Annotated in this window: 21 protein-coding genes; 12 read left to right on the top strand and 9 right to left on the bottom strand. The window is 71.3% G+C overall.

What is annotated here, in order from left to right; genetic code table 11:
* Nucleotides 1–79 precede the first annotated feature (79 nt).
* Complete coding sequence (locus WFK95_RS23185) at nucleotides 80–1,309, bottom strand: MFS transporter (protein ID WP_336672113.1); 1,230 nt, start codon at nucleotides 1,307–1,309, stop codon at nucleotides 80–82.
* Between the two features lie 90 nt (nucleotides 1,310–1,399).
* Here WFK95_RS23185 and WFK95_RS23180 point away from each other — a divergent pair, with 90 nt between their 5' ends.
* On the top strand, nucleotides 1,400–2,173 hold the full coding sequence (locus WFK95_RS23180; RefSeq protein WP_336672112.1) for a fumarylacetoacetate hydrolase family protein: 774 nt from the start codon (nucleotides 1,400–1,402) through the stop codon (nucleotides 2,171–2,173).
* A gap of 21 nt (nucleotides 2,174–2,194) precedes the next feature.
* Here WFK95_RS23180 and WFK95_RS23175 read toward each other — a convergent pair whose 3' ends face one another.
* Nucleotides 2,195–2,548, bottom strand: coding sequence for a universal stress protein (locus WFK95_RS23175; protein ID WP_336672111.1), 354 nt, complete (start codon nucleotides 2,546–2,548; stop codon nucleotides 2,195–2,197).
* Nucleotides 2,549–2,576: 28 nt separating this feature from the next.
* A complete protein-coding gene (locus WFK95_RS23170) occupies nucleotides 2,577–4,031 on the bottom strand; it encodes a sugar porter family MFS transporter (protein WP_336672110.1) in 1,455 nt (484 codons plus the stop codon).
* Nucleotides 4,032–4,192: 161 nt separating this feature from the next.
* On the opposite strand from WFK95_RS23170, the gene WFK95_RS23165 reads away from it, so the two are divergent.
* Entirely contained in the window at nucleotides 4,193–5,368 is a 1,176-nt protein-coding gene (locus WFK95_RS23165) for a Gfo/Idh/MocA family protein (protein ID WP_336672109.1), read from the top strand.
* Between the two features lie 47 nt (nucleotides 5,369–5,415).
* On the opposite strand, the gene WFK95_RS23160 is transcribed toward WFK95_RS23165, so the two are convergent.
* Nucleotides 5,416–6,444, bottom strand: a complete 1,029-nt coding sequence (locus WFK95_RS23160) for a sugar phosphate isomerase/epimerase family protein (protein WP_336672108.1) — start codon at nucleotides 6,442–6,444, stop codon at nucleotides 5,416–5,418.
* A 35-nt stretch (nucleotides 6,445–6,479) separates the two neighbouring features.
* Nucleotides 6,480–7,694 (bottom strand): Gfo/Idh/MocA family protein, encoded by a 1,215-nt coding sequence (locus WFK95_RS23155; RefSeq protein WP_336672107.1) that lies wholly within the window; start codon nucleotides 7,692–7,694, stop codon nucleotides 6,480–6,482.
* Between the two features lie 110 nt (nucleotides 7,695–7,804).
* Here WFK95_RS23155 and WFK95_RS23150 point away from each other — a divergent pair, with 110 nt between their 5' ends.
* From WFK95_RS23150 to WFK95_RS23110, 9 genes are all read left to right on the top strand, one after another.
* A complete protein-coding gene (locus tag WFK95_RS23150; protein ID WP_224646775.1) occupies nucleotides 7,805–8,824 on the top strand; it encodes a LacI family DNA-binding transcriptional regulator in 1,020 nt (339 codons plus the stop codon).
* A 119-nt stretch (nucleotides 8,825–8,943) separates the two neighbouring features.
* A complete protein-coding gene (locus WFK95_RS23145) occupies nucleotides 8,944–9,966 on the top strand; it encodes a substrate-binding domain-containing protein (RefSeq protein ID WP_224646777.1) in 1,023 nt (340 codons plus the stop codon).
* Nucleotides 9,966–11,024, top strand: a complete 1,059-nt coding sequence (locus WFK95_RS23140; protein ID WP_224646778.1) for an ABC transporter permease — start codon at nucleotides 9,966–9,968, stop codon at nucleotides 11,022–11,024. The genes WFK95_RS23145 and WFK95_RS23140 overlap by 1 nt, the downstream gene beginning before the upstream one ends.
* A gap of 4 nt (nucleotides 11,025–11,028) precedes the next feature.
* A complete protein-coding gene (locus WFK95_RS23135) occupies nucleotides 11,029–11,841 on the top strand; it encodes an ATP-binding cassette domain-containing protein (RefSeq protein WP_224646779.1) in 813 nt (270 codons plus the stop codon).
* 4 nt (nucleotides 11,842–11,845) lie between these two features.
* Nucleotides 11,846–13,003 carry a Gfo/Idh/MocA family protein gene (locus WFK95_RS23130; RefSeq protein WP_336672106.1) on the top strand — a complete coding sequence of 386 codons (1,158 nt, stop codon included), beginning with the start codon at nucleotides 11,846–11,848 and terminating at the stop codon, nucleotides 13,001–13,003.
* Nucleotides 13,004–13,030: 27 nt separating this feature from the next.
* Complete coding sequence (locus WFK95_RS23125; RefSeq protein WP_336672105.1) at nucleotides 13,031–14,206, top strand: Gfo/Idh/MocA family protein; 1,176 nt, start codon at nucleotides 13,031–13,033, stop codon at nucleotides 14,204–14,206.
* Between the two features lies 1 nt (nucleotide 14,207).
* Nucleotides 14,208–15,158, top strand: a complete 951-nt coding sequence (locus WFK95_RS23120; RefSeq protein WP_336672104.1) for a sugar phosphate isomerase/epimerase family protein — start codon at nucleotides 14,208–14,210, stop codon at nucleotides 15,156–15,158.
* On the top strand, nucleotides 15,155–16,156 hold the full coding sequence (gene iolG / locus WFK95_RS23115) for an inositol 2-dehydrogenase (RefSeq protein ID WP_336672103.1): 1,002 nt from the start codon (nucleotides 15,155–15,157) through the stop codon (nucleotides 16,154–16,156). The genes WFK95_RS23120 and iolG overlap by 4 nt, the downstream gene beginning before the upstream one ends.
* Nucleotides 16,153–17,169, top strand: coding sequence for a Gfo/Idh/MocA family protein (locus tag WFK95_RS23110; protein WP_336672102.1), 1,017 nt, complete (start codon nucleotides 16,153–16,155; stop codon nucleotides 17,167–17,169). The genes iolG and WFK95_RS23110 overlap by 4 nt, the downstream gene beginning before the upstream one ends.
* A gap of 33 nt (nucleotides 17,170–17,202) precedes the next feature.
* On the opposite strand, the gene WFK95_RS23105 is transcribed toward WFK95_RS23110, so the two are convergent.
* Genes WFK95_RS23105 through WFK95_RS23095 form a run of 3 tightly spaced genes read right to left on the bottom strand, consistent with a single transcriptional unit; the run spans nucleotide 17,203 to nucleotide 20,631 of the window.
* Complete coding sequence (locus tag WFK95_RS23105) at nucleotides 17,203–18,615, bottom strand: MFS transporter (protein ID WP_224646789.1); 1,413 nt, start codon at nucleotides 18,613–18,615, stop codon at nucleotides 17,203–17,205.
* Nucleotides 18,616–18,655: 40 nt separating this feature from the next.
* Nucleotides 18,656–19,444, bottom strand: a complete 789-nt coding sequence (locus WFK95_RS23100; protein ID WP_224646791.1) for an SDR family oxidoreductase — start codon at nucleotides 19,442–19,444, stop codon at nucleotides 18,656–18,658.
* On the bottom strand, nucleotides 19,441–20,631 hold the full coding sequence (locus WFK95_RS23095; protein WP_224646793.1) for a phytanoyl-CoA dioxygenase family protein: 1,191 nt from the start codon (nucleotides 20,629–20,631) through the stop codon (nucleotides 19,441–19,443). Before WFK95_RS23095 ends, WFK95_RS23100 begins: the two co-directional genes overlap by 4 nt.
* 133 nt (nucleotides 20,632–20,764) lie before the next feature.
* On the opposite strand from WFK95_RS23095, the gene WFK95_RS23090 reads away from it, so the two are divergent.
* Nucleotides 20,765–21,793 carry a LacI family DNA-binding transcriptional regulator gene (locus WFK95_RS23090; RefSeq protein ID WP_224646794.1) on the top strand — a complete coding sequence of 343 codons (1,029 nt, stop codon included), beginning with the start codon at nucleotides 20,765–20,767 and terminating at the stop codon, nucleotides 21,791–21,793.
* Here the strand turns inward: WFK95_RS23090 and WFK95_RS23085 are convergent.
* A complete protein-coding gene (locus WFK95_RS23085) occupies nucleotides 21,790–22,530 on the bottom strand; it encodes a GntR family transcriptional regulator (RefSeq protein WP_224646795.1) in 741 nt (246 codons plus the stop codon). The two genes, WFK95_RS23090 and WFK95_RS23085, sit on opposite strands and share 4 nt — an antisense overlap.
* Nucleotides 22,531–22,733: the final 203 nt, after the last annotated feature.

Raw genomic sequence — 22,733 nt, 5'->3', positions numbered from 1 at the left:
ACCGTCGAGCCCATCCCTGACTTAACAGCGTTAGCAGCAGGCGTTCCCCCAGGAAGCGCCCTGGGCTAACGCTGTTAAGTCATTTCAGGGGTAGCGACGGTGCCGCGTCCGCACTCTCCGGCTGGTCCGCGCGCTTCGCGTCGGAGGGGACGAGCGGGTAGGCGAGCAGAGGGGCCAGGGCCACGAGGGCGAAGGCGGCGCCGAAGCTCGTCGCGTGGATGAGGGCGCCCAGGATCGGCCCGGCCGCGGTCGTGGCGACGAACTGCCCGGTGTTCTGGATCCCGAGGGCGCGCCCGCTGTAGAACGGTCCCGCCTTCTCGGCGATCGCGGTGAAGGCGAGGCCGTTGTCGGCGACGGTGACCACCGAGGCGACGAGCAGGACGACGACCGCGACGGGCGAGCCGATCGCGGCGAGCGCGCCGAGCCCGGCCATCGACGCCGCGGCGGCCACGGCGATCCACTTGATCGGCGCGGTCCGCGAGCCCAGCCGGTCCGACCACGCACCGGCCAGGATCCGTCCGCCCGCTCCGAGCAGCTGGCTCGCCGAGATCAGGAGCCCCGCGGTCGCCGGCGCCCAGTGCAGTCCGACGATCAGCCACGTGATGCCCCAGGTCCAGATCGCGCCCTGCGGCAGGACCAGCAGCAGCGAGACCGCGTGGATGCGGACGAGGAAGGAGTCCTCGCGGTAGGGGTTCGACCGGGCGTCCGCGGCCGCGGGGCCGGTCTCGGGCCGGGGCGGATCGACGATGAACGCCCACACCAGCACCACGGAGACCACCGCGATGAAGAGCGGGACGAGCATCGCGGCGGTGAGTCCGGCACGGCTCGCCAGCAGTGGCATCGTCAGCGACAGCAGCGCGATGCCCAGGGGCTGCGAGGTCTGCCGGATCCCCATGGCGGTGCCGCGGCTGGACGCCGGGAACCAGCCGACGACGATGCGGCCGCTCGCTCCGTTGCCGCTCGCCGCCATGGCGGAGGCGCCGAAGAGCGCGACGGCCGCGACGTACAACGGGGCGTGCGCCGCGAACGCCGCGACGGCCGCCGCCAGGCCGACCACGGCTCCGGCCATGCTGATCAGCAGGACGCGGCGCTCGCCGTAGCGATCGATCATGACGCCCCACAGGATCGTGGTGAGCAGCAGGCCGGCGGGCGCGGCGGCCGCGAACAGCCCGGCGCGCTGCGGGCTCAGGCCGCCCTGGATGAGCTGGGGGAGGAGGAACGCGGTGCAGTTCACGGCGGCGGTGGTGGTGATCGCGGCGGTCATCGAGACCACCAGGATCCACCAGCGGCGGGCGGCGGACATCTCCATCGCTACTCCCAACTAGTGAGACGACATGCTTACTATTTGAGACGAAGCCTAGTGGATCGAAGTATCGGAGTCGAACGGTAGGCTCGCGGCATGCGCCTTGCACGAATCGCCAGCAGTGACGGGGTCGCGTTCGCGGCCATCGAGGGTGACCCGGAGGACGGGGCCCGGGCCCGCGAGATCTCCGAGCACCCTTTCGGCACACCGGAGTTCACCGGCCGTAGCTGGGCGCTCGACGACGTTCGCCTGCTCGCGCCGATCCTCGCCAGCAAGGTGGTCTGCATCGGCAAGAACTACGCGGCGCACGCGGCGGAGATGGGCGGCGAGGCGCCCAAGGATCCCGTGATCTTCATCAAGCCCAACACGTCGATCATCGGCCCGCTGGCGCCGATCAAGCTGCCGCGCAGCTCCGAGCAGGTGGACTACGAGGGCGAGTTGGCCGTGGTCATCGGCCAGCCCTGCCGCGACGTCCCCGCCGCCCGCGCGAAGGACGTCATCCTCGGCTACACCGTGGCGAACGACGTGACCGCCCGCGATCAGCAGCGCCAGGACGGCCAGTGGACCCGCGGCAAGGGGTACGACACGTTCTGCCCGCTCGGCCCGTGGATCGAGACGGAGTTCGACCCGTCGGACGCGCGGATCTACACCGAGCTCGACGGCCAGATCAAGCAGGACTCGCGCACGTCGCTGATGATCCACTCCATCGGCGACATCGTCGAGTGGATCTCGTCCGTCATGACCCTGCTGCCGGGCGACGTCATCCTCACCGGCACCCCGGAGGGCGTGGGCCCCATCACCGCCGGCCAGCACGTGGCCGTCACCGTCGAAGGCATCGGCACGCTGACCAGCCTCGCCGAGGACCGCTGACGCCGTTCAGTCGGCCTTGACTCAGTCGGCCTTGACGGCGAGCACGGGGATCGGCGAGTTCAGGATCAGCCGCTGACTGACGCTGCCGAGAACGGCCTTGCTCACCAGCGATCGGCGGCGGACCGCGATCACGAGGCGGGTCGCGCCGCGCTCGTCGATCTCGTCGAGCACGGCGTCGACGGGGTCGCGGTCGCCGCGCCCCGTCCGCTCCACGACGGTGATGGCGACGTCCCCGTCGACGCCCGAGACGTCGAGCTTGGCGATGCCGAGGTTGACGGCCACGAGATCGGTGCCGAGGGATCTCGCCTCCTCGATGCCGGCGCGCAGGGCGACGGGGCCTTCGGTGGTGCCGGGGACCGCGACGATGATGGTCATGATGCTCCTCGTGTCGAGAACGATCCGGTCAGCGGAAGTCGCCGCCGGAGAAGGACTCCTCCAAGTCCTCCAGGGAGCGGCCGCTGGTGTTGGGCAGGGTCTTGTAGATCAGGACGCCGAACAGGGCGCACACCACGAAGAACGTGCCGTACGTACCGACGATGCCACCGACCTTGATCAGGGTGGGGAAGAGCTGCCCGACGAGGGCGTTCGTCAGCCACAGGACCAGTACTGACAGGCCCATGCCGAAGCCGCGCAGCCGCAGCGGGAAGAGCTCGGACAGGCACACCCACACGGGCACGTTCAGCGCCGTCTGCATGGCGAGCACGAACAGGGCGACGAAGATCAGGACGGCGTAGGCCTGCACCTTGCCCTCGGGCAGGATCAGCGCCGACAGCACGGTGAGGCCGTGGCAGACGGTCACGCCGATCATGCCCGCGATGATGAGCGTGCGACGGGGGACGCGGTCGATGAGGAAGAACAGGCAGACCGCGCTGCCGACGACCGCGGAGACGCCCATGAAGATGTTCGCGATCGGCGCCGCGCTGTCGCTGAAGCCGGCGGTCTTGAGCATCTCGGTCCCGTAGTACATCACCGAGTTGATGCCGGTGAGCTGCTGGGCGATCGCGAGGATCACGGCGGCGAGCATGATGCGGCGGACCCACGGGATCGCCAGGTCGGCCCAGCCGCCGGTCTGCGCGGCCTCCTCCTCGCGGGCGAGCTCCTCGACCTCCGCCATCTCGGCCCGCGCGCGGTCCTCGGTGCGGACCTGCATGAGCACGGCGAGCGCCTCGTCGTCGCGGCCCTTCGAGATGTACCAGCGGGGCGATTCCGGCATCCGCAGCATGCCGAGGAACAGGAAGACGGCGGGCACGGCGCACACCGCGAGCATGATCCGCCACACCCCGGGATGGCCGTCGGGGTTGGCGTCGGTGAGCGGGGGCCACACGCGGGCGATGATCGCGTTGATCACGAAGGCCAGCAGCTGGCCGATCACGATGGCCAGCTCGTTGCGGCCGCCGAGGGTGCCGCGTCGCTCCGTGGGCGCCAGTTCCGACAGGTAGACGGGGACGACGACCGAGGCGCCGCCGACCGCGAGGCCGAGGACGAACCGGGCCGGCAGCATCACCGCCAGGTCGTTCGCGAAGACGGCGCCGAGCGTGCCGACGAAGAAGACCACCGCGAGGATGATCATGGTCTTCCTGCGCCCGACGGCGTCGGCGAGCCGGCCGCAGACCAGCGCCCCGACGGCGGCCCCGATGAGCAGGGTGCTGACCACCAGGCCCTCGGTCGTCGTGGTCAGCCCCAGGTCGTGCTTCATCGGCTCCAGCGCGCCGTTGAGCACGCCGGTGTCGTAGCCGAAGAGCAGCCCGCCGAAGGTCGCGACGACCGCGACCAGGTCCATCCGCCGCTGGTGGGGGCCGGGTCTGAGGGCCGGCAGGGCTGTTCGGCCCTCCGGCGTGCTGGTGAGTCCGTCCGTCATTCTGGAGTCCTTCCCGCTGTCCGCGTGAGGAACATCACAGCAGACCGCGAGCCTGTTTGACAAGTAGTTCGACAAGATTGAAAGAATGTCCTGACATGACTATCGAGCGTGTGGCATCCTGAAACCGTTCGCACGGCTGGAAACGACGGAGGTGGCACACGATGCACGACGGTACGCAGCAGGATCCGACCCCGGTGCGGGTGGCCGTGATCGGCATGGGCTGGATGGGCCGGGTGCACGCGCAGGCGTACGCCCGTGTGCCGCACCACTACCCGGACGGCGTCGCGGTGCCCGTCCTGGCCGCGGTGGCGGACGACGTCCCCGGGCGCGCGGAGACCTTCGCCGCCCGGTTCGGGGCGGCCTCCGCGTACACCGACTGGCGCGACGTCCTCGGCGATCCGTCGATCGACGCCGTCTCGGTGACGGTGCCCAACTTCCTCCACCGCGAGATCGGCGTCGCGGTGCTCGACGCCGGCAAGCATCTGTGGATCGAGAAGCCCGTGGGCCTGACCGAGGCCGACGCGGCCGCGGTCGCGGAGGCCGCCGCTCGCAATGATCGCCGCACTGCCGTCGGCTTCAACTACCGCAACGCCCCCGCGGTGCAGGCGGCCCGGGCCATGGTCGCCGACGGCCGGCTCGGCACCGTCACGCACGCGCGGTTCCGGTTGTTCAGCGATTACGCCGCCCATCCCGACGGTGCCCTCACGTGGCGCTACCAGCGGGACCGCGGCGGCAACGGCGTCCTCGGCGACCTCGGCTCGCACGGCGTGGACCTGGTCTCCTACCTGCTCGGCGACATCGACGCGCTGGTCGCCGACACCGCGATCTTCATCCCCGAGCGGTCGGAGCCGACGGGCGCCACCTCGGGACACCAGCTCGCCACCTCGGGCGTGCGGGGCCCCGTCGAGAACGAGGACTACCTGTCGGCGCAGCTGCGCCTGACGTCCGGGGCGCGCTGCGTCCTCGAGGCGAGCCGGGTCGCGGTGGGGGAGCAGAACTCCTACGGCTTCGAGATCCACGGCACGTCCGGCATGGTGCGCTGGGACTACCGGCGCATGGGCGAAATCGAGGCGTCGCTCGGCGATTCCTTCCAGGACCAGCCCGTGTCGACGGTGCACGTCGGGCCCGGCAGCGGCGACTACGCCGCCTTCCAGCCCGGCGCGGCGAATCCCATGGGCTACGACGACCTCAAGGTGATCGAGGCCCAGCACTTCCTGCGTTCCATCGTCACCGGCGTCCCGGAGGGTGCGACGGCCCTGGACGCCGTGCGCAGCGCCCGAGCGCTGGACGCCATGACCCGTTCGGTCGACGAGGGGCGCTGGGTGACGCTCGCGTGAACCCGCGCGGGGAGACGGTGCCGGCGGACCGCCGGCACCCTCGTCCGTCATGCGCTCGCGGACTCCGCGAGCAAGGACTCGGCCAGGGCGGAGTCGGCGGCGAGCAGGACCTCCGCCGCGACGGCGACGCCCTCCTCCCGTCCCAGCTCGGTGTCCTCGTGCTCGATGTTGACGAGCATGTCGGGATCCACGTCGTGCAGGGCGCGCAGGAACTCGGTCCAGTACGCGACGTCGTGGCCCTTGCCCAGCGCGACGAAGTCCCAGGCGGACTCCGTCGGCCACTCGTTGGCCCACTCGTCGCCGCCGAGGTTGGTGCGGGCCTCGTCGGGGCCCAGGCGGTGGAACGAGTTGTCCAGAACCCCGTTCAGCGCCGCGTACTCCGGGTTGATGCGGACGTCCTTGGCTGCGGCGTGCACCACCAGGTCGCCGAGGTGCCGGACCACCGCCACCGGGTCCATCTGCTGCCAGAACAGGTGCGAGGCGTCGAGCTCCACGCCGAGGTGTGTCGAGCCGGTGCGCTCGACCAGCTCGTGCACGGTCGCGCTGTTGAAGACGATGTTCTGCGGGTGCAGCTCGAGCGCGACCTTGACGCCGTGGTCGCGGGCGATGCGGTCGGTCTCGCGCCAGAAGTCGGTGGCGATCTCCCACTGGTGGTCCAGGACGTCGAGCGCGGCGGAGTTCCAGGCGTTGACCACCCAGTTCTGGTGCAGTGCACCGGGGTCACCGCCGGGCAGGCCCGACATGGTGACGACGCGGTCCTGGCCCAGGCGGGCCGCGAGCCGGATCGAGCGGCGGACGTCGTCGGCGTGCTTGCCGCCGATCGCGCGGTTCGGATGCAGCGGGTTGCCGTTGCAGTTGAGGCCGGCGATGGCGACGCCGGTGCCTTCGAAGATCCCGAGGTAGTCGTCGCGGGCCGTGTCGCTGACGAGTATGTCGGCGATGTTCGGCACGTGCACCGGCGGCAGGAAGCCACCGGTGTTGAGCTCGATTCCGGTGAGGCCCACCGCGGCGATGGCGCGGAGCGCGTCGGGCAGGGGGCGGTCGTGGTAGATGGCGTTGTACAGACCGAGTTTCATGGAGGCTCCGTCGGAGTTGGTCGGGACTGGGGTGATCAGGACTGGGGGAGGAGGGACGGCACGTCGACCGGCGTGCCACCCGCCACGGCGGATCGGGCGACGGCGTCGATGAGTTCCATGTTGTGCAGCCCGTCGACGAAGTCGGCGTTCCGCGGCAGCGATTCGTCCACAGGTAGGCCCGCGACCTCCTCGAGCATCGCGCGGGCCTGGAAGACGAAGCCGTCGTTCTGGCCGATCCCCACGCCGGGCGCGTCCATCGCGAGGCCGCCTCGCCAGTACGGGTGGTCGGGGCCGAGCGTCACCGTGCGCGGGCCGCCGAGCGCATGGCCCTCGTCGGTGAACAGGACCTGGACCCGGCCCGGGTTGCGGAAGTCGAACGCCGCCGATCCGCGCTCGCAGAAGACCTCGAACTTCAGGGTGTTGGGGTGCCCCGCGGCGACGCGGGAGACCTGCAGCGCCCCGGTCCCGCCGCCGGCGAAGTCGACGAAGAAGCCTGCCACGTCGTCGTTCTCGACGGTGTCGCGCTCGTCGCTGACGGCGCCGTGCTCGTGACCGATCACGCGGCCCAACGGCTTCGGCCGCGTCGGGAACGCGGTGTGCAGCGTCGCGCCGCGCACGGTGGCGACGGGGCCGCCGAAGAGCTCGGCGATGTAGGTGAGGTGGCTGCCGACGTCGGCGAGCGCGCCCGAACCCGCGGGCCCCGTGAACCGCCAACTGATGGGACCGTCGGGGTCGCAGGCGTAGTCGGTCCAGTACGCGCCGTCGAAGTTGATGAGCCGGCCGAGGCGGCCGCTGCGCACCAGGTCGCCGAGCAGGGCGATCCCGGGGGAGCGGAGGTAGGTGAGGCCGATCCGGCCCAGGACGCCGCGCTCGGCCGCCGTGTCCGCGGCGGACACCATGGCGCGCGCGTCGTCGATGGTGTCGGACAGCGGCTTCTCGCAGAGCACGTGCTTGCCCGCGGCCAGAAGGGATTCGACGATCTCGCGGTGCAGCGCGTTGGCCACGACGACGCTCACCACGTCGATGTCGTCGGCGGCGACGATCGCCTGCCAGGAGGTGTCGTGCCGCACGAAGCCGAACCGGCGAGCGGTGTCGTGCGCCAGCGGCTCGTACGCGTCGGCGATGGAGACCAGCCGCACGTCCGGCAGTCCGGGGCCGTAGACGGCGGTGGCGGCTCGATAGCCCGCGGCGTGCGCCTTGCCCGCCATGCCGGCGCCGATCACGGCGACGCCGATGCTGTTCCCGCTCATGTTCCCTCCTTCAGGTTGCTGTGCGCTCCATCGCGACCTAGTGTCGATGTGAATTGGAGCGCTCCAACAAGCATGAGCAATGTTCGTATGTCCTGTCAAGAGGGTGGCGCATGGAAGGTAAGCGACCGACGATCTACGACGTCGCGAGGCGGGCGGGGGTGTCGAAATCCCTGGTATCACTGGTCCTGCAGGGATCCCCGCGGGTCGGCGAGGCGTCTCGCCGGGCGGTGGAGGAGGCGATCGCGGACCTCGGGTACCGCCCCAGCCGGGCGGCGGCGAACCTCGCCGCGCGGCGCACGCGCACCGTCGGGGTGCTGATCGACGACTACACGAACCTGTGGTTCGTCGACCTCGTGCGCGGCCTGCACGCCGCGCTCGGCCCGGCCGGCTACCGGCTGGCGGTCGTGGACGTCGCGACCGCGGATCAGGCTGAGGATCCGGTCGAGTCCATGCTCGCCATGCGGGTCGACGGGCTCGTGCTCGGCATGGATCCACCGCAATCGCTGCTGGCCCGAGACGGTGCCGCGCTGCCGCCGGTCGTGGTCGCGGGCACGCGGGCGGCGCACGACGCGCGGTTCGACGCGGTCGCCAACGACGACGCCGAGGGGGCGCGCCTCGCCGCCCGGCACCTCGTCGAACTGGGGCATCGCACCCTCGGTCAGGTGTGCGCCGGCGGCGGCGCGGGTGAGGTGCGGCGCGCGGCGTTCTCCGTCGAGGCCTCGCGCCTCGGCGCGACCGTGGTGGACGCCTCCTGGCGCGGCGAGGCGTCGGACGAGGCCGGGTTCCGCGCCGCCGCCGAGCTGTTCGCCGCCGATCCCGGGGTCACCGCGGTGTTCGCGGCGAACGACGTGATGGCCGTCGGCGTGCTCGGAGCGGCGCGCGAACACGGGCGGGACGTTCCGCGCGATCTCTCCGTCGTCGGCTACGACGACACTTCGCTGGCGTCGACCCGGTTGGTGGGGCTGACGACGGTCGACGACCGCAGCTTCGACGTGGGGAACCGGGCGGGTGCGCTCCTGCGCGACCGGATGGGGGCGGACGGCGGCGCATCGTCGTCGGCGCGCGACAGCGAGAGGGATGTTCTCGCACCGCGACTGGTCGTCCGGGGGACCACGGGAGCACCCAGTTGAGCCACAAGATCGCGGCAATGTGCGTATGTCTGAACAAACACTAGGCAAGCGCTGTGATCTGTACTACATTCAGCTCAGCGAGTGGGTCGTCTCACTCGGTGAGGTCGAAGGGACACAGCATGAAGAAGACCACGCAGCGGCCGCGAAGGCTCCGTACCCTGCTCGCCGCGACCGCGGCCGGCACGGCGGCGCTCATCACGGTGGTGGGTTGCTCGAGCACGGGCGGCGCTCCGCGCGACACCGGCGACGGCGGTGCCGGCGTCGGCTCGGCGGGCACGAAGCGCCTGACCATCGCCATGGTCACGCACCAGCAGCCCGGCGACACCTTCTGGGATCTCATCCGCAAGGGCGCGGAGATGGCGGCGAAGAAGGACAACGTCACCCTCCGGTACTCCAACGACCCGCAGGCGCCCAACCAGGCGAACCTGGTGCAGGCCGCGATCGACAGCAAGGTCGACGGGATCGCGCTCACGCTGTCCACACCCAATGCCTTCCAGGCCGTGGTGCAGAACGCGCAGAAGGCGGGGATCCCGGTCTCCGCGTTCAACGCCGGCTACAACGACTACGCGCGCATGGGGATCCAGCAGTACTTCGGCCAGGACGAGACCACCGCGGGCGTCGCGGTGGGCGAGCGCCTCTCCAAGGAGGGCGCGAAGAAGGCCATCTGCATCATCCAGCAGCAGGGCCAGGTCCAGCTCGAGTCGCGATGCGCGGGGGTCCGGACCGGCCTTGCGGGCGGCACCGTCGAGAACCTCAACGTCAACGGCGAGGACATGACCGATGTGCAGTCCAAGGTCAACGCCAAGCTGCAGCAGGATCCGAGCATCGACACCGTCGTGGCTCTGGGTGCGCCGTTCGCGCTGACGGCGAGCAAGGCCCTGGAGGGCTCCGCGAGCAAACCCCGCATCGTCACCTTCGACACCAACGCGGCACTGGTCGGCGCGATCCAGAACGGGAAGGTCGCGTGGGCCGTCGACCAGCAGCCTTACCTCCAGGGCTACCTCGCCATCGACTCGCTCTGGCTGCAGATCATCAACGGCAACACCATCGGCGGCGGCCAGGCCGTGTTCACCGGTCCGGCGTTCATCGACAAGACCAACGTCGACAAGGTCGCCGAGCTCGCCAAGGGCGGGACCCGCTGATGACCACCGACGAGGCCCTCGACCTGAGTACGCACACGCCCGTCACCGACGAGCGGGTCAAGAAGCAGAAGCCCCTGCAGCGGTTGATCCTGCGCCCCGAGATGGGTGCGTTGATCGGCGCGATCGCAATCCTGATCTTCTTCCTGATCGTGGCGCCGCCCTTCCGCAGCCCGGAGGCCTTCGCCACCGTGCTGTACGCCAGCTCGACGATCGGCATCATGGCCTGCGGCGTCGCCGTGCTCATGATCGGCGGCGAGTTCGACCTGTCGACCGGTGTGGCCGTGACCTTCTCGTCGCTCGCGGCGTCGATGCTCGCCTACAACCTGCACCTGAACACGTGGGTGGGATCCCTGCTCGCCCTGGGGCTGTCGCTCGTGGTGGGCGCCTTCAACGGCTACATGGTGATGCGCACCAAGATCCCCAGCTTCCTCATCACGCTGGCCACGTTCCTCATGCTCACCGGCATCAACCTCGCGGTCACCAAGATGGTCACCGGTCAGGTCGCCACCCCCACGATCGCGGACATGGAGGGCTTCCCGTCGGCGCAGGCCGTCTTCTCCTCGACGATCCACATCTTCGGCGTCGGCCTCAAGGTGACGGTCCTGTGGTGGATCCTGTTCACCGCGGTCGCCACGTACGTCCTCATGCGCACCCGCGTCGGCAACTGGATCTTCGCCGTCGGCGGCAACCAGGATTCAGCACGCGCCGTGGGCGTCCCGGTCACCAAGGTCAAGATCGGCCTGTTCATGTTCGTGGCCTTCTGCGCCTGGTTCGTCGGCCAGCACCTGCTGTACGCCTACGACACCGTCCAGTCCGGGCAAGGCGTCGGCAACGAGTTCCTGTACATCATCGGCGCCGTCATCGGCGGCTGCCTCCTCACGGGCGGCTACGGCACCGCGGTCGGGGCCATGATCGGCGCCTTCATCTTCGGCATGGTCAACCAGTGCATCGTCTACGCCGGCTGGAACCCCGACTGGTTCAAGTTCTTCCTCGGCATCATGCTGCTGTTCGCCGTGATCGCCAACAACGCATTCCGCAACTTCGCCGCGAAGAGGTGACCCGATGACCACGGACGATATTCAGGCCGAGACGCCCGACACCGGCGACGACAAGGTCGCGCTGATCGAGTTCAAGGACGTCGGCAAGCAGTACGGCAACATCATCGCGCTCCAGGGGATCAACCTCCGCGTGTTCCCCGGCGAGGTCACCTGCGTGCTCGGCGACAACGGCGCGGGCAAGTCGACGCTGATCAAGACGATGGCGGGGTTGCACAAGCCCAGCGAGGGCGAGGTCCTCGTCGACGGCGAGGTCACCACCCTCGACTCGCCCAAGGACGCGCTCGAGAAGGGCGTCGCCACCGTCTACCAGGACCTCGCCGTCGTGGGGCTGATGCCGGTGTGGCGCAACTTCTTCCTCGGGCAGGAGCTGCGCTCGGGCTTCCTCAAGAGCCTCGACGTGCAGACCATGCGCGCCACGACGAAGGAGGAGCTGTTCAAGATGGGCATCGACCTCCCGGACGTGGACGCCCCGATCAGCTCCTTGTCGGGCGGCCAGCGGCAGTGCGTCGCGATCGCCCGGGCGATCTACTTCGGGGCGCGCGTGCTGATCCTCGACGAGCCGACGGCCGCGCTGGGCGTCAAGCAGTCCGGCATGGTGCTGCGGTACATCACCGCGGCCCGGGACCAGGGCTTCGGCGTCGTCTTCATCACGCACAACCCGCACCACGCGTACATGGTCGGCGATCACTTCGTGCTGCTCAATCGCGGCCGGCAGAAGCTGGACTGCACGTACGACGAGATCAGCCTGGAGGAGCTGACCTCGCAGATGGCGGGCGGCGACGAGCTCGAGACCCTCAGTCACGAACTGCGCAGGTGATCCGGTGGCGGCGACGCTCCTCGAACGCTTCGGGCGCCGGCTGCGGGTCGCGATGGTCGGCGGTGGGATCGGCAGCTACATCGGCGAGACCCACGCCATCGCGCTCCGCACCGACGGTCTGTGGGACCTCGTGGCGGGAGCCTTCTCCCGCACGCCGGCGACGAACGCGGCCACCGGGCGGTCGTGGCTCGTGCCACCGGACCGCACCTACGCCGATCACCGCGCGCTCATCGCGGGGGAGTCCGCGCGGGCGGACCCCGTCGACGCGGTGATCGTCGCGACCCGGCCGTCGAGCCACGCCGAGATTGCCTGCGACCTCCTCGAAGCCGGTTTCCACGTGATCTGCGAGAAGCCGCTCACCGATACCGCCGCCGACGCCCGCCGGGTCGCGGCGGCGGTGGCCGGATCGGGCCGGCGGCTCATGCTGACCCACTGTTACAGCGGCTATCCCATGGTGCGCCAGGCGCGGGAGATGGTCGCCCGGGGCGACCTCGGGCGGATCACCCTGGTCGAGAGCAGGTTCGCGGGCGGGATGTACGCGGCGAACACACCGCCCGGCTCGTGGCGCGTGGACGGCACGGAGGGCGGCGTGACCGCGCTGATCGCCGATCTCGGCACGCACGCGCTGCACCTCGCGGAGTTCGTCGCCGGCAGGCGGATCACGACGGTCGCCGCGGACCTCGCGCGGGTCGCCCCCGAGCACGTCGCCTTCGACAACGCCTACCTCGGCCTCGGATTCGAGGGCGGCGCCCGCGGCCGCTGCTGGAGCACGTCCCAGGCCGCCGGGGCCACCCACGGCCTCGCGGTCACCGTCTACGGCGACCGCGGCAGCGTGGCCTGGGACCACGACACCCCGGAGACGCTGTGGTGGCGTGCGGACGGCGAGCCCGATCGTCTGCTCACCAAGGCCGGACCCGCGGCGACACCGGCAGCGATCGCCGCGTCCCGGTTCACCGCCGGCCACCCCGACGGGTACGCCCTCGCCTTCGCGAACCTCTACCGCGACTTCGCTCGTGCGCTGCTCGCCGATGCGTTGGGCGAGGACCCCGTTCCGTACCTGGTTGATCTCCCCGACGTCGCCGACGGCGTCCGCACCCTCGCCGTCGTCGAGGCCGCCGTCCGGTCCGACGAGGCCGGTCGCCCCGTCTCCGTCGACACCTGACCACCACCGACCCGAATCGAGCACCGCATGACCGAGCCGATCCGCGTGGCCCTCGTGGGCTGCGGCAACATCGCCCTGGGTTTCCACATCCCCGCCTACCTCGCCGCGGACGACCGGTTCCGCATCGTCGGCATCGCCGATCCGACACCGGAACGGCTCGAGCTGGGGCGCGTCGCGGCCGGGCTCACGCCGGAGCAGGTACATGCGGACGTCGCCGACCTGCTGGCGCGCGACGACGTCGACGCGCTCGACCTGTGCACCCCGCAGCACCTGCATCGCGACGTCGCGATCGCCGCGGCCCGCGCCGGCAAGCACGTGCTGTGCGAGAAGCCGATCGCCGCCGTTCCCGCGGACGCCGAGGCCATGCGCGTCGCGGCCGAGGAGGCGGGAACCGTCCTCGCCGTGGTCGCCAACTACCTGTTCTTCCCGGAGGTGGTGGCGCTCACGGCGATCATCGACTCGGGGGAGCTCGGCGAGATCCGCACGGCGCGCGTCGACATGCTGGGTGTCCTGGACCTGCCGGGCGCGGCGGGCTATCGGCCCACGTGGCGGCACGATCCCGCGCAGGCGGGCGGGGGCGTCCTGGTCGACATGCTGCACGGGGTGTATCTCGCCGAGGCCCTCCTCGGCGCCCGCGCGGAGCGGGTCTCCGCGTTCGTGGACAGCGCGACCGACGGCGACGCCGTCGACGGAATCGCGTTGTGCCGCCTCGAGGCCGGCCGCCGCGTCGCGATGGTGAACATCGCGTGGGGCATGGGCCAGGGCGGTGTCGCGGTCGAGGGCGATCGGGGCCGCGCCGTCGCGCACTACCGCGCGGACGGGACGATGCCGTGGGCGCCGTTCGAATCCCTCACCGTCACCACGGAGTCCGGGACGCGCACCGTCGACCTCCCGGCGGGCGCCGAACTGGAGTCCCTCATCGCCGCGTCGATGCGCGACACGGTGCTCGACTTCGCCGATGCGATCGGCGGCGGCCGTGCGCCCGCCGTCGATGCCGCGACGGCCCGGCACATCCTCGAGATCACCGTGGCCGCGTACGCGTCGGGCGCCCTCGGCGCGACAGTGCCGCTCCCACTCGACGGCGCTCTGTTCACCTCCGGGGTCGCCGGTCTCGCGGAGATCGGCGTGCCCGACGACTCCTTCGTCCGTCGTCGTGGGCTGTTCGGTCTGACGGTGCCTGCGGCGTCCGGGATCGAGGGCTGACGTGCAGATCGGACTGCTCACCGACAGCCTCTCCGAGCTCACCCGCGCCGAGGCCCTCGACACGGCCGTGGACCTCGGCGTCGAGACCGTCGAGATCGGCTTGGGCGGTGTGCACGGCGGGTGGTCGCCCGCCCCGCACGCCGATCTGGCGGAACTGCTGGATGACGGTGCCGCCCGGGCCGCGCTGGCCCGGGACATCGGATCGCGCGGGCTGCGGCTCGAGGCCTTCAACGCCGCCGGGAATCCGCTCCATCCCCGGCACGGGGAGCGCGACGCCGCGGTCCTGCGCGGCGCGCTGCGGCTCGCGGAGGAGTTCGAGATCGGCACGGTCGTCACGATGTCCGGCCTTCCCGGCTATCCGGGTGACACGGTGCCCCCGTGGATCACCACGGTCTGGCCGCCGGAGAATCTGGAGCTCCTGGACTACCAGTGGGAACGGGCCATCGACTGGTGGGGGCCGATCGCCGATGAGGCTCGCGCTCGCGGCGTGCGGATCGCCGTCGAGATGCACGCCAACCAGCTCGTCTACAACGTGCCCGGCCTGCTGCGGCTGCGCGCCGCCATGGGTGATGTGGTGGGCGCGAACTTCGATCCCAGCCACCTCATCTGGATGGGCGCCGACCCGCTTGCCGCGATCCGCGCCCTGGACGGCGCGATCCATCACGTGCACGCCAAGGACACCCGCATCGAGGACCGGGCGGCGGTCGCGTCGCGGCTCGAGACCGTCCCGAATCCGCGCACCGGCGAGCGGGCGTGGAACTACGTCGCGGTCGGCACCGGCCACCCGGACGGGGTCGACTTCTGGGTGCGGTTCATCGCCGCGCTCCGGCACGCCGGGTACGACGGCCCGCTGTCCATCGAGAACGAGGACTACACGCTCGGCCAGCGCGAATCCGTCGCCCTGGCCGTCGAGACGCTGCGCGCCGCGCAGAACCTGGAGGAGGTGCGATGAGCAGGATCAGGATCGCGGTGCTGGGCTGCGGCCGGATCGGGCGCGTGCACGCCGACTCGGTCGCGGTGAGCGAGCGCGCCGAGCTGGCATGGGTCTTCGACCCGATCGAGGCGGCGGCGAAGGAGGTCGGCGAGCGCTTCGGCGCCGCATGGACGACCGACGTCGAGGAGGTCCTCGAGGCCCGTGACGTGGACGCCGTCGTGGTCGCCTCGCCGACGCCGACGCACGTCGACCTGCTCACCCGCGCCGTGCGAACGGGACGGACCGTGCTGTGTGAGAAGCCCATCGACCTCGACATCGCCCGGGTCGACGCCTGCCGCGCCGATCTGGGCGACCTCACCGACAGGGTGATGCTCGGCTTCAACCGCCGGTTCGACTCCTCCTTCGCCGAGGTCCGCCGTCGCGTCGAGGCGGGCGAAATCGGCCCGCTGGAGCAGCTGACCATCGCCAGCCGCGACCCCGCGCCGCCGCCGGCGGACTACGTCGCCTCGTCGGGCGGGCTGTTCCGGGACATGATGATCCACGATCTCGATCTCGCCCGGTTCTTCCTCGGCGAGGTGGTAGCGGTGTCGGCGCTGGGATCGAACCTGGTCTCCGCGGAGATCCGCGCGGCCGGCGACATCGACGGCGCCATGGTCGTGCTGCGCGGCGCCGGCGGGCAGCTGGCGACCATCACCAACTCCCGGCGCTGCGCCTACGGTTACGACCAGCGGCTCGAGGCCTTCGGCGCGTTGGGTTCGCTCACCGCCGCCAACCAGCACGCGACGTCGGTGGCCTTCTCGGGCGCGGCTCACACCGGCGCCGCGGGGCCGGTCCTGAACTTCTTCCTGGACCGGTACACCCCGGCTTATCGCGCCGAGCTCGACGCCTTCGTGACGATGACGGAGACCGGCGGCGCGGCATCGCCCGGGTTCGTCGACGGCCGCGCGGCCCTGGTGCTCGCCGACGCCGCCGCCGAGTCCCTCCGCACCGGAGCCGTGGTCGAGGTCCGGGCGTGACGGTGCGTTGGGGCCTACTCGCCACCTCGGGGATCGGTCGCGTCGCCGCCCGCGCGATCGCCGCCGCCGGCGGCGCCGAGCTCGCCGCCGTCGCGGGTCGTGACACCGGGCGCGCCGCCGCCTACGCGGCCGAGGTGGAATCGCCCGCCGCGTACGGGAGTTACGAGGAGCTGCTCGCCGACAGCGGCATCGACGCGGTCTACGTGCCGCTGCCGATCACGCTCCACGGTGAGTGGGCGATCCGGGCGCTGGAGGCGGGGAAGCACGTGCTGTGCGAGAAGCCGCTCACCCTGGACCCGGATGAAGCGACGGCCGTCTTCGACGCCGCGGAGCGCGCGGGGCGGCACGCGATCGAGGGCTTCATGTGGCGGCTGCACCCGCAGACGCTGCTGGTCCGTCGACTGCTCGCGGAGGGCGCGATCGGTGAGCTCGCGCTCGTCCGCGCCGCGCTCAGCGTGAGCGCCCCCGCAGGCGACATCCGGCGCACGACCGATCTCGGCGGCGGCGCGTTGGCGGACCTCGGCGGGTACTGCGTCAGCGCGGTGCGGCTGTTCGGCGGCGAACCGTCGACGGTGCGCGCCGTGCGGGTCGCGGATCCGGCCGGTACCGGCGCGGGCCACGATCTGCGTGCCTCCGCGGTCCTCGAACTGGAGGGCGGCGTCCTCGGGCTGATCGACGTCGGACTGGACCTGGACCGGCGCGACCAGCTCGAGCTCGTCGGTACGGAGGGACGGATCGTCGTCGACGATCCGTGGCTGTGCCGGTTCGGCGCCGTCGAGCTGATCCGCGGGGAACGGGCGGAGCGGTTGCCGGCGGATCCGGGCGGCGCCTTCGGCCTGACGCCACCCGGGCCCGACAACGAGGACGCCTACCGGATCGAGTTCGAGGCGGCGAGCGCCGCCTTCGCCGGCGGGGCGGAGCCGGCCTTCGGCCGGAACGACGCGATCGCGCAGGCCCGTGCCCTCGCCGCCGCGCGGCGGTCCGCCGCGGAGGGCGTCACGATAGTCCTGTAGCCGCCTCCGATACCACCCGCCCGACGGTGCCCGTCACCGTCGGGCGGTGGCGTGTCCGCCGGCGTTCGCCGGGAGGCGCAGCGCTCCGAGGAGGGGGAGCAGGAGCAGCGCGGCGAAGGGGACGAACGCGACCCGGTAGCCCAGTTCGACCGGATCCGGCCCGGCCCATGACGTGCCGAGGCTCGCGGCTGCGGCGGCCGCTGCGATGCCGAGGGCGGTGCCCACCTGCTGCAGGGTGGCGGACAGACCGTTCGCGGCGGGGAGCAGGTCGCGGGGGACATCGGCGAACATGACGGTGTTGTAGGCGCTGAAGCCGATGGACCGGACCACCCCGGAGAACACCAGGAGCGCGGCGATCACCGGCGCGGGCGTCGACGCGTGCACCCACCCGAAGGCGAGCAGCGTCGCCGCGCCCGCGACGATCGACCAGACGAGGGTGCGTCGGAACCCGAGCACCCGGATGATCGGGGAGGTCAGCGGTTTGATCGCGAGGTTGCCGACGAAGACCGCCGTCACCATCGCGCCCGCCGCGGCCGCGCTCCATCCGAACCCGGCCTGGAAGAGCAGCACGAAGAGGAAGGGCGCGCCCGTGATCACGAGGCGGTAGATCGATCCGCTCACGTTGCCCACGCGGAAGGTCTGGATGCGCATGACCGCCGGATCGAACAGCGGGTGGGGGCGATGCGCCATCCCTCGTGCGGCCACCCAGGCGAGGAGCGTTGCAGCTACCAGCAGCGCGGCCACGACCCACGGCCGTCCGCCCCGCAGCAGTTCCACGCCGCCCGTGAGGCAGACGACCGCACCCGCGGTGAGCAGATAGCCCCAGCGGTCGAGCGGCGTTCGGAAGCTCGTGTCGTTCCGCGGGATCAGGAGTGCCCCGCCGATCGCCAGTGCGACGCCGATCGGAACGTTGAGCACGAAGATCCACCGCCACCCCGCGACGTCGGTGATGACGCCGCCGAGGAACGGAGCGACCACCGGCGCGACGAGGGACGGCCAGGTCAGGTAGGCCATCGCCGCGAGGAGGTCGACCGGCCGCACCGAGCGCAGCACAGCGATCCGTCCCACCGGGATCATCATGGCTCCGGCGGCGCCCTGGACGATGCGGAAGAGGCACAGCCACAGGAGGTCCGGTGCCAGCGCGCACGCGGCCGACGCCATCGTGAAACCGGCGACCGCCCACAGGAAGACGCGTCGCGTGCCGTACCGCTCCGCGACCCAGCCCGCGACGGGGACGGCCACCGCCACCGCGAGGAGGTAGCCGACGATGGCCGGACTCACGGCCGCCGGGGCGACCCCGAAGTCGCGGGCCACCGCCGGCGCTGCCGTCTGCAGCACCGCACCGTCGAGGTTCTCGAGGAACAGTGCTCCCGCGACGAGGAGCGCGAGCGGTCGGCTGAAGCTCGCGGCCTCGCGCCTGCGGATCAGCGCAGCGATGCGCGACATGTCATTATGTTCGGTCAAAATGGGCTCAGGGTGCAAGTCTTCAGTCGTAGGCGCCGCAGACCTGCTGGTCCCAGTCGATGATCGAGCCGGTGACCACACCACTGCGATCCGACAGCAGGAACACCACCGCCGCAGCCGCGTCCGCAGCGGAGGCGAGGCGGCCCGCGGGCAGCTCGCGCCCGGCGCGCTCGGCCCAGTCGTCAGGGGCGTCGTGGAACCGCTTCTGCACCAGGGCCTCGCCCTCCGTCTCGGTCCAGCCGATGTTGAGGCCGTTGATCCGGATCCGGTCGAACCGGTGCGCGTGGGCCGCGTTCTTCGTGAGCCCGATCAGCCCGGCCTTCGCGGCGACGTACGGCGCCAGGTAGGGCTGTCCGCCGTGTGCCGACATCGAGATGATGTTGACGACGGTTCCGGGGGCACGCCGTGCGCGCATGTCACGCACCGCGGCGGCCATCGTGAAGAAGGGCGCCCGGAGATTGATCGCGACGTGCTCGTCGAACAGCGCCGGCGTGGTCTCGGTGAGGGTGCCACGAGACGTGAGGCCCGCCGCGTTGCACAGGCAGTCGACCCGGCCGAGGGCCTCGACCACCGCCTCCACCGACCCCGTCGCCTGCGCGGGATCGGCGACGTCGGCCCGAACGAACAGCGCCTCCGTCCCCTCCGCCGCCAGGGCGGACCGCAACGTCTCCCCGGCGGCGGCATCCCGTCCGGAGAAGGCGACGCGGGCTCCGGCCGCGGCGGCCGCGCGGACGACGGCGGCGCCCACGCCCCGGCTGCCGCCCGACACGAACACGACCCTGTCCGCGAGATCGGCGGGCCGCCCGGTCACGGGCGGTGCCGCTCGTCGAGGGCGGCCAGTTCGGCGGCGAAGGCCTCCGGAGCCAGGCCGGACGCGAGCGCGCGGCGCGTCAGGTCCGCCTGGGTCTCGCCGTGCATGCCGCCGAGCGGCTGGTCCCGGTCCAGGTTCGACGGGAACGCGTACCCCTCGGCCGAGGCGGCGACGAGGTTCTCCACGGCGCGAGCGTCTCCGGCGGCGGCGAGCCCCTGCAGCTCGGGGTAGACGGCGCGGAGGATCGCGGACCGGTCCACCGCGTCCATCGCGCGTCCGAACGCCGAACTGATCTGCAGCAGGTTCGCCATCCGGCGGATGCCCGCCGATCGATTCGAGCCCGCGGCGTGGAACAGTGCCGGGTTGAAGAAGACGGCGTCTCCGGCGCGCAGCGGGAGCTGAACGTGGTTCGCCTCGAAGTAGTCCCGGAAGTCGGGGAGGTTGAAGGCGAGGTAGCCGGGCTCGTACCGCTGGGAGTACGGCAGGTACAGGGTGGGACCCGATGAGACGGGCATGTCGACCTGTGCGACGGCGCCCTGCAGCGTGAGCGCGGGGGAGAGCAGGTGCGTGTGCCGGGGGAAACGCTGCGCCGTCTCCGGCTCCATGAAGCCGAGGTGGTAGTCGCGGTGCGGGGACTGCGCCGTCCCGCCGGGGTTCACCACGTTGATCGCGGATGTCACCTGATACATCGGCCCCAGCCAGGCGGTCGCGACCAGCGCGAGCACGTCATTGGCGTAGTACCGGGCGAACGATGCCGGATCGCGCAGCGCGTGCTTGCTCAGGGCGTTCCAGATCCGGTCGTTCGCGCCCGGCGCGGCGAAGTGGTCGCCGCCGCCGGAGCCGTTCGCGCGCTGCTCGGCGATCATGGCGGTGAACAGCGCCGTCGACTCGTCGAGGCCGTGCCGGTCGTCGAAGGCACCGTCGAAGGCGACGATGCCCGGGCCGGTCAGGAGCGCCCGCGCCAGCTCGTCGGACAGCTGCCCGCGCCTGTCCGGATCGGCCGCGGCCTCCGTGGCCGCGGCGCCGTAGAACAGGACCCCGCGTACCGCCCGATCCGCGTAGGGGTACCTGGTCAGGTCGGTCTCGAACTCGAGCTGCGCCGTGAAGTCCTCGAGGCGGCAGTCGGCCTCGCTGATCCGGCCCGTGCGGTCCGGCGCCCCGGTCCGGGCCGAGAAGGTGGTGGGCATATCGCTTTCCTGACGTCGATGCGAAGCGGGAGTGGGGAATCGGTGTCCGTCCCCGCATTCATCGTGGCAAGCTGTCGAGGTCCCGGGTAGCCCGGAAAACCCTCAAGAATCCCTCAGCACGAGGAGGCCCGCGGTGGCGCACTCCCATCCGATCCGCGAGATCGCGCAGCAGGCGGGCGTCAGCGAGGCCACCGTCGACCGCGTGCTCCACGGCCGCGTCGGGGTGCGCGAGGGAACGGCGGCACAGGTCCGGCAGGCGATCGCCGATCTCGACCGGCAGCGCTCCCAACTGCGGCTGTCGGGTCGCCGGTTCATGGTCGATCTCGTCATGGAGACTCCGCGCCGCTTCTCGGACCTGACCCGGGCCGCGCTGGAGGCCGAGCTCCCCACTCTGCGCCCGGCGGTCTTCCGCGCGCGCTACCACGTGCGGGAGGCGTGGGAGCCGGAGGAACTGATCGCGGAGCTCGACGGCATCGCGCGCCGCGGTAGCCACGGCGTCGTCCTCAAGGCTCCGGATACGCCCGCAGTCGCGGCGGCGATCGCGCGCCTGACCGCGCGCCGCATCCCCGTCGTCACCGTGGTCACCGACGTTCCGCAGAGCGCCCGGATCGCGTACGTGGGCATGGACAACCGCGCCGCGGGCGTGACCGCGGCGCACCTCGTCACCCAGTGGGTCAGTGAGTCGCGCGGAGCCCTGCTCGTCGTCACCAGCGGCCGGCTCTTCCGGGGCGAGGAGGAACGGGAGACGGGGTTCCGCAGCGAGATCCACCGGTCTGATCCGGCGCGGCGGATCGTCGGCGTCGCCGATACGGGTGGCCTCGACGCGGTGTGCCGCCGGGAGGTCGCCGCGGTGCTCGCGAGCGACCCGGACATCGCCGCGGTCTACTCGCCGGGTGGCGGCAACCGGGGGATCATCGCGGCGTTCGACGAGGCGGGGAGGAGGTATCGCGGCTACATCGCACACGATCTCGCCGAATCGAACCGCGAACTGTTGCTGGCGGGTCGGATCTCGGCGGTGCTGCACCACGACCTGCGGGCGGATCTGCGCGGCGCCGCCCACGCGATCATGGCCTTCCACGGCGCGATCGACGGTCCGCACCGGCCGCGGCCCACCGCGATCCAGATCGTGGTGCCGCCGAACCTGGCCGGGGTCGACAGCTAGCGGCTGAACACCGAGACGTCGAAGAAGTACCGCGACGCCCGGTACACGTGGCGGCCCAGCTCGATCGCCGTGCCGGACTCGTTCAAGGCCACGCGCTGCATGGTGAGCACGGCGCCGCCCGCGGGCTCGTCGAGCAGCCGGGACTCCTCGTCGTCGGAGATGCGGGCGCCGATCCGCTGCTGCGCCTGGGCGATCGTGATGCCCCGCCCGCGCAGGCACTGGTACAGGCCCTTGCTCTGCAGCTCGTCGGGGGCGGGGGCGAGCTCGGCGGGGATGTAGTTGGTGAGGATCGCCAGCGGCACGTCGTCCGCGCTGCGCAGGCGCCGGATCGACACCACCTGGGCGTCGTGCTCGATGCCCAGCTCGTCCGCGATCTCCTCATCGGGCCGGCCGAGCCGGTAGTCGAGCAGCTCCGTCGACGGGGTCTGGCCCGCGGCGATCAGGTCCTCGTACAGGCTGGTGAGCTCGACCGCGCGGTGCACCTCGTTGCGCACCACCTGGGTGCCGACGCCGCGCTTGCGCACCAGGAGGCCCTTGTCCACGAGCGCCTGGATCGCCTGCCGCGCAGTCGGACGAGACAGGGTGAGCCGCTTGGCGAGGTCGATCTCGTTCTCGATCCGGTCGCCGGGCACCAGCTCGCCGTTCAGGATGGAACGTTCGAGGGCCTGCGCCAGCTGGTAGTACAGCGGCACGGGGCTGGTGCGGTCCAGTTCGACCGAGACCGGGGCGGGAGACATGCGATGCAGTCTAGTGCACCGAAGCGGGAAATGCGGGCGCTGATCAGCGTTTGTTCGTACAATCGCCCCTTGCGGCGCGATCAGGTCTATGTCCGCACATACGGCGTCCATGTCAGCCGGTCGCCGACGGCTCTATCGGATTCGCGATGCTGCGATGGGGTGGATCTCTGCAGCTAGGAGCCTATTGAAGAATGTCGCCCCCT

Origin of the sequence: Tsukamurella sp. USMM236, assembly GCF_037148755.1 — a bacterium.
Lineage (GTDB): Bacteria > Actinomycetota > Actinomycetes > Mycobacteriales > Mycobacteriaceae > Tsukamurella.
Note: the sequence above shows the minus strand (reverse complement) of the source record. Positions and strands in the feature narration are given on the sequence as shown.

Bases quoted from the DNA above. Each gene is read 5' to 3' on its own strand.
- WFK95_RS23185 (WP_336672113.1), bottom strand. From the start codon at position 1,309: ATGGAGATGTCCGCCGCCCGCCGCTGGTGGATCCTGGTGGTCTCGATG.
- WFK95_RS23180 (WP_336672112.1), top strand. From the start codon at position 1,400: ATGCGCCTTGCACGAATCGCCAGCAGTGACGGGGTCGCGTTCGCGGCC.
- WFK95_RS23175 (WP_336672111.1), bottom strand. From the start codon at position 2,548: ATGACCATCATCGTCGCGGTCCCCGGCACCACCGAAGGCCCCGTCGCC.
- WFK95_RS23170 (WP_336672110.1), bottom strand. From the start codon at position 4,031: ATGACGGACGGACTCACCAGCACGCCGGAGGGCCGAACAGCCCTGCCG.
- WFK95_RS23165 (WP_336672109.1), top strand. From the start codon at position 4,193: ATGCACGACGGTACGCAGCAGGATCCGACCCCGGTGCGGGTGGCCGTG.
- WFK95_RS23160 (WP_336672108.1), bottom strand. From the start codon at position 6,444: ATGAAACTCGGTCTGTACAACGCCATCTACCACGACCGCCCCCTGCCC.
- WFK95_RS23155 (WP_336672107.1), bottom strand. From the start codon at position 7,694: ATGAGCGGGAACAGCATCGGCGTCGCCGTGATCGGCGCCGGCATGGCG.
- WFK95_RS23150 (WP_224646775.1), top strand. From the start codon at position 7,805: ATGGAAGGTAAGCGACCGACGATCTACGACGTCGCGAGGCGGGCGGGG.
- WFK95_RS23145 (WP_224646777.1), top strand. From the start codon at position 8,944: ATGAAGAAGACCACGCAGCGGCCGCGAAGGCTCCGTACCCTGCTCGCC.
- WFK95_RS23140 (WP_224646778.1), top strand. From the start codon at position 9,966: ATGACCACCGACGAGGCCCTCGACCTGAGTACGCACACGCCCGTCACC.
- WFK95_RS23135 (WP_224646779.1), top strand. From the start codon at position 11,029: ATGACCACGGACGATATTCAGGCCGAGACGCCCGACACCGGCGACGAC.
- WFK95_RS23125 (WP_336672105.1), top strand. From the start codon at position 13,031: ATGACCGAGCCGATCCGCGTGGCCCTCGTGGGCTGCGGCAACATCGCC.
- iolG (WP_336672103.1), top strand. From the start codon at position 15,155: ATGAGCAGGATCAGGATCGCGGTGCTGGGCTGCGGCCGGATCGGGCGC.
- WFK95_RS23105 (WP_224646789.1), bottom strand. From the start codon at position 18,615: ATGTCGCGCATCGCTGCGCTGATCCGCAGGCGCGAGGCCGCGAGCTTC.
- WFK95_RS23095 (WP_224646793.1), bottom strand. From the start codon at position 20,631: ATGCCCACCACCTTCTCGGCCCGGACCGGGGCGCCGGACCGCACGGGC.
- WFK95_RS23085 (WP_224646795.1), bottom strand. From the start codon at position 22,530: ATGTCTCCCGCCCCGGTCTCGGTCGAACTGGACCGCACCAGCCCCGTG.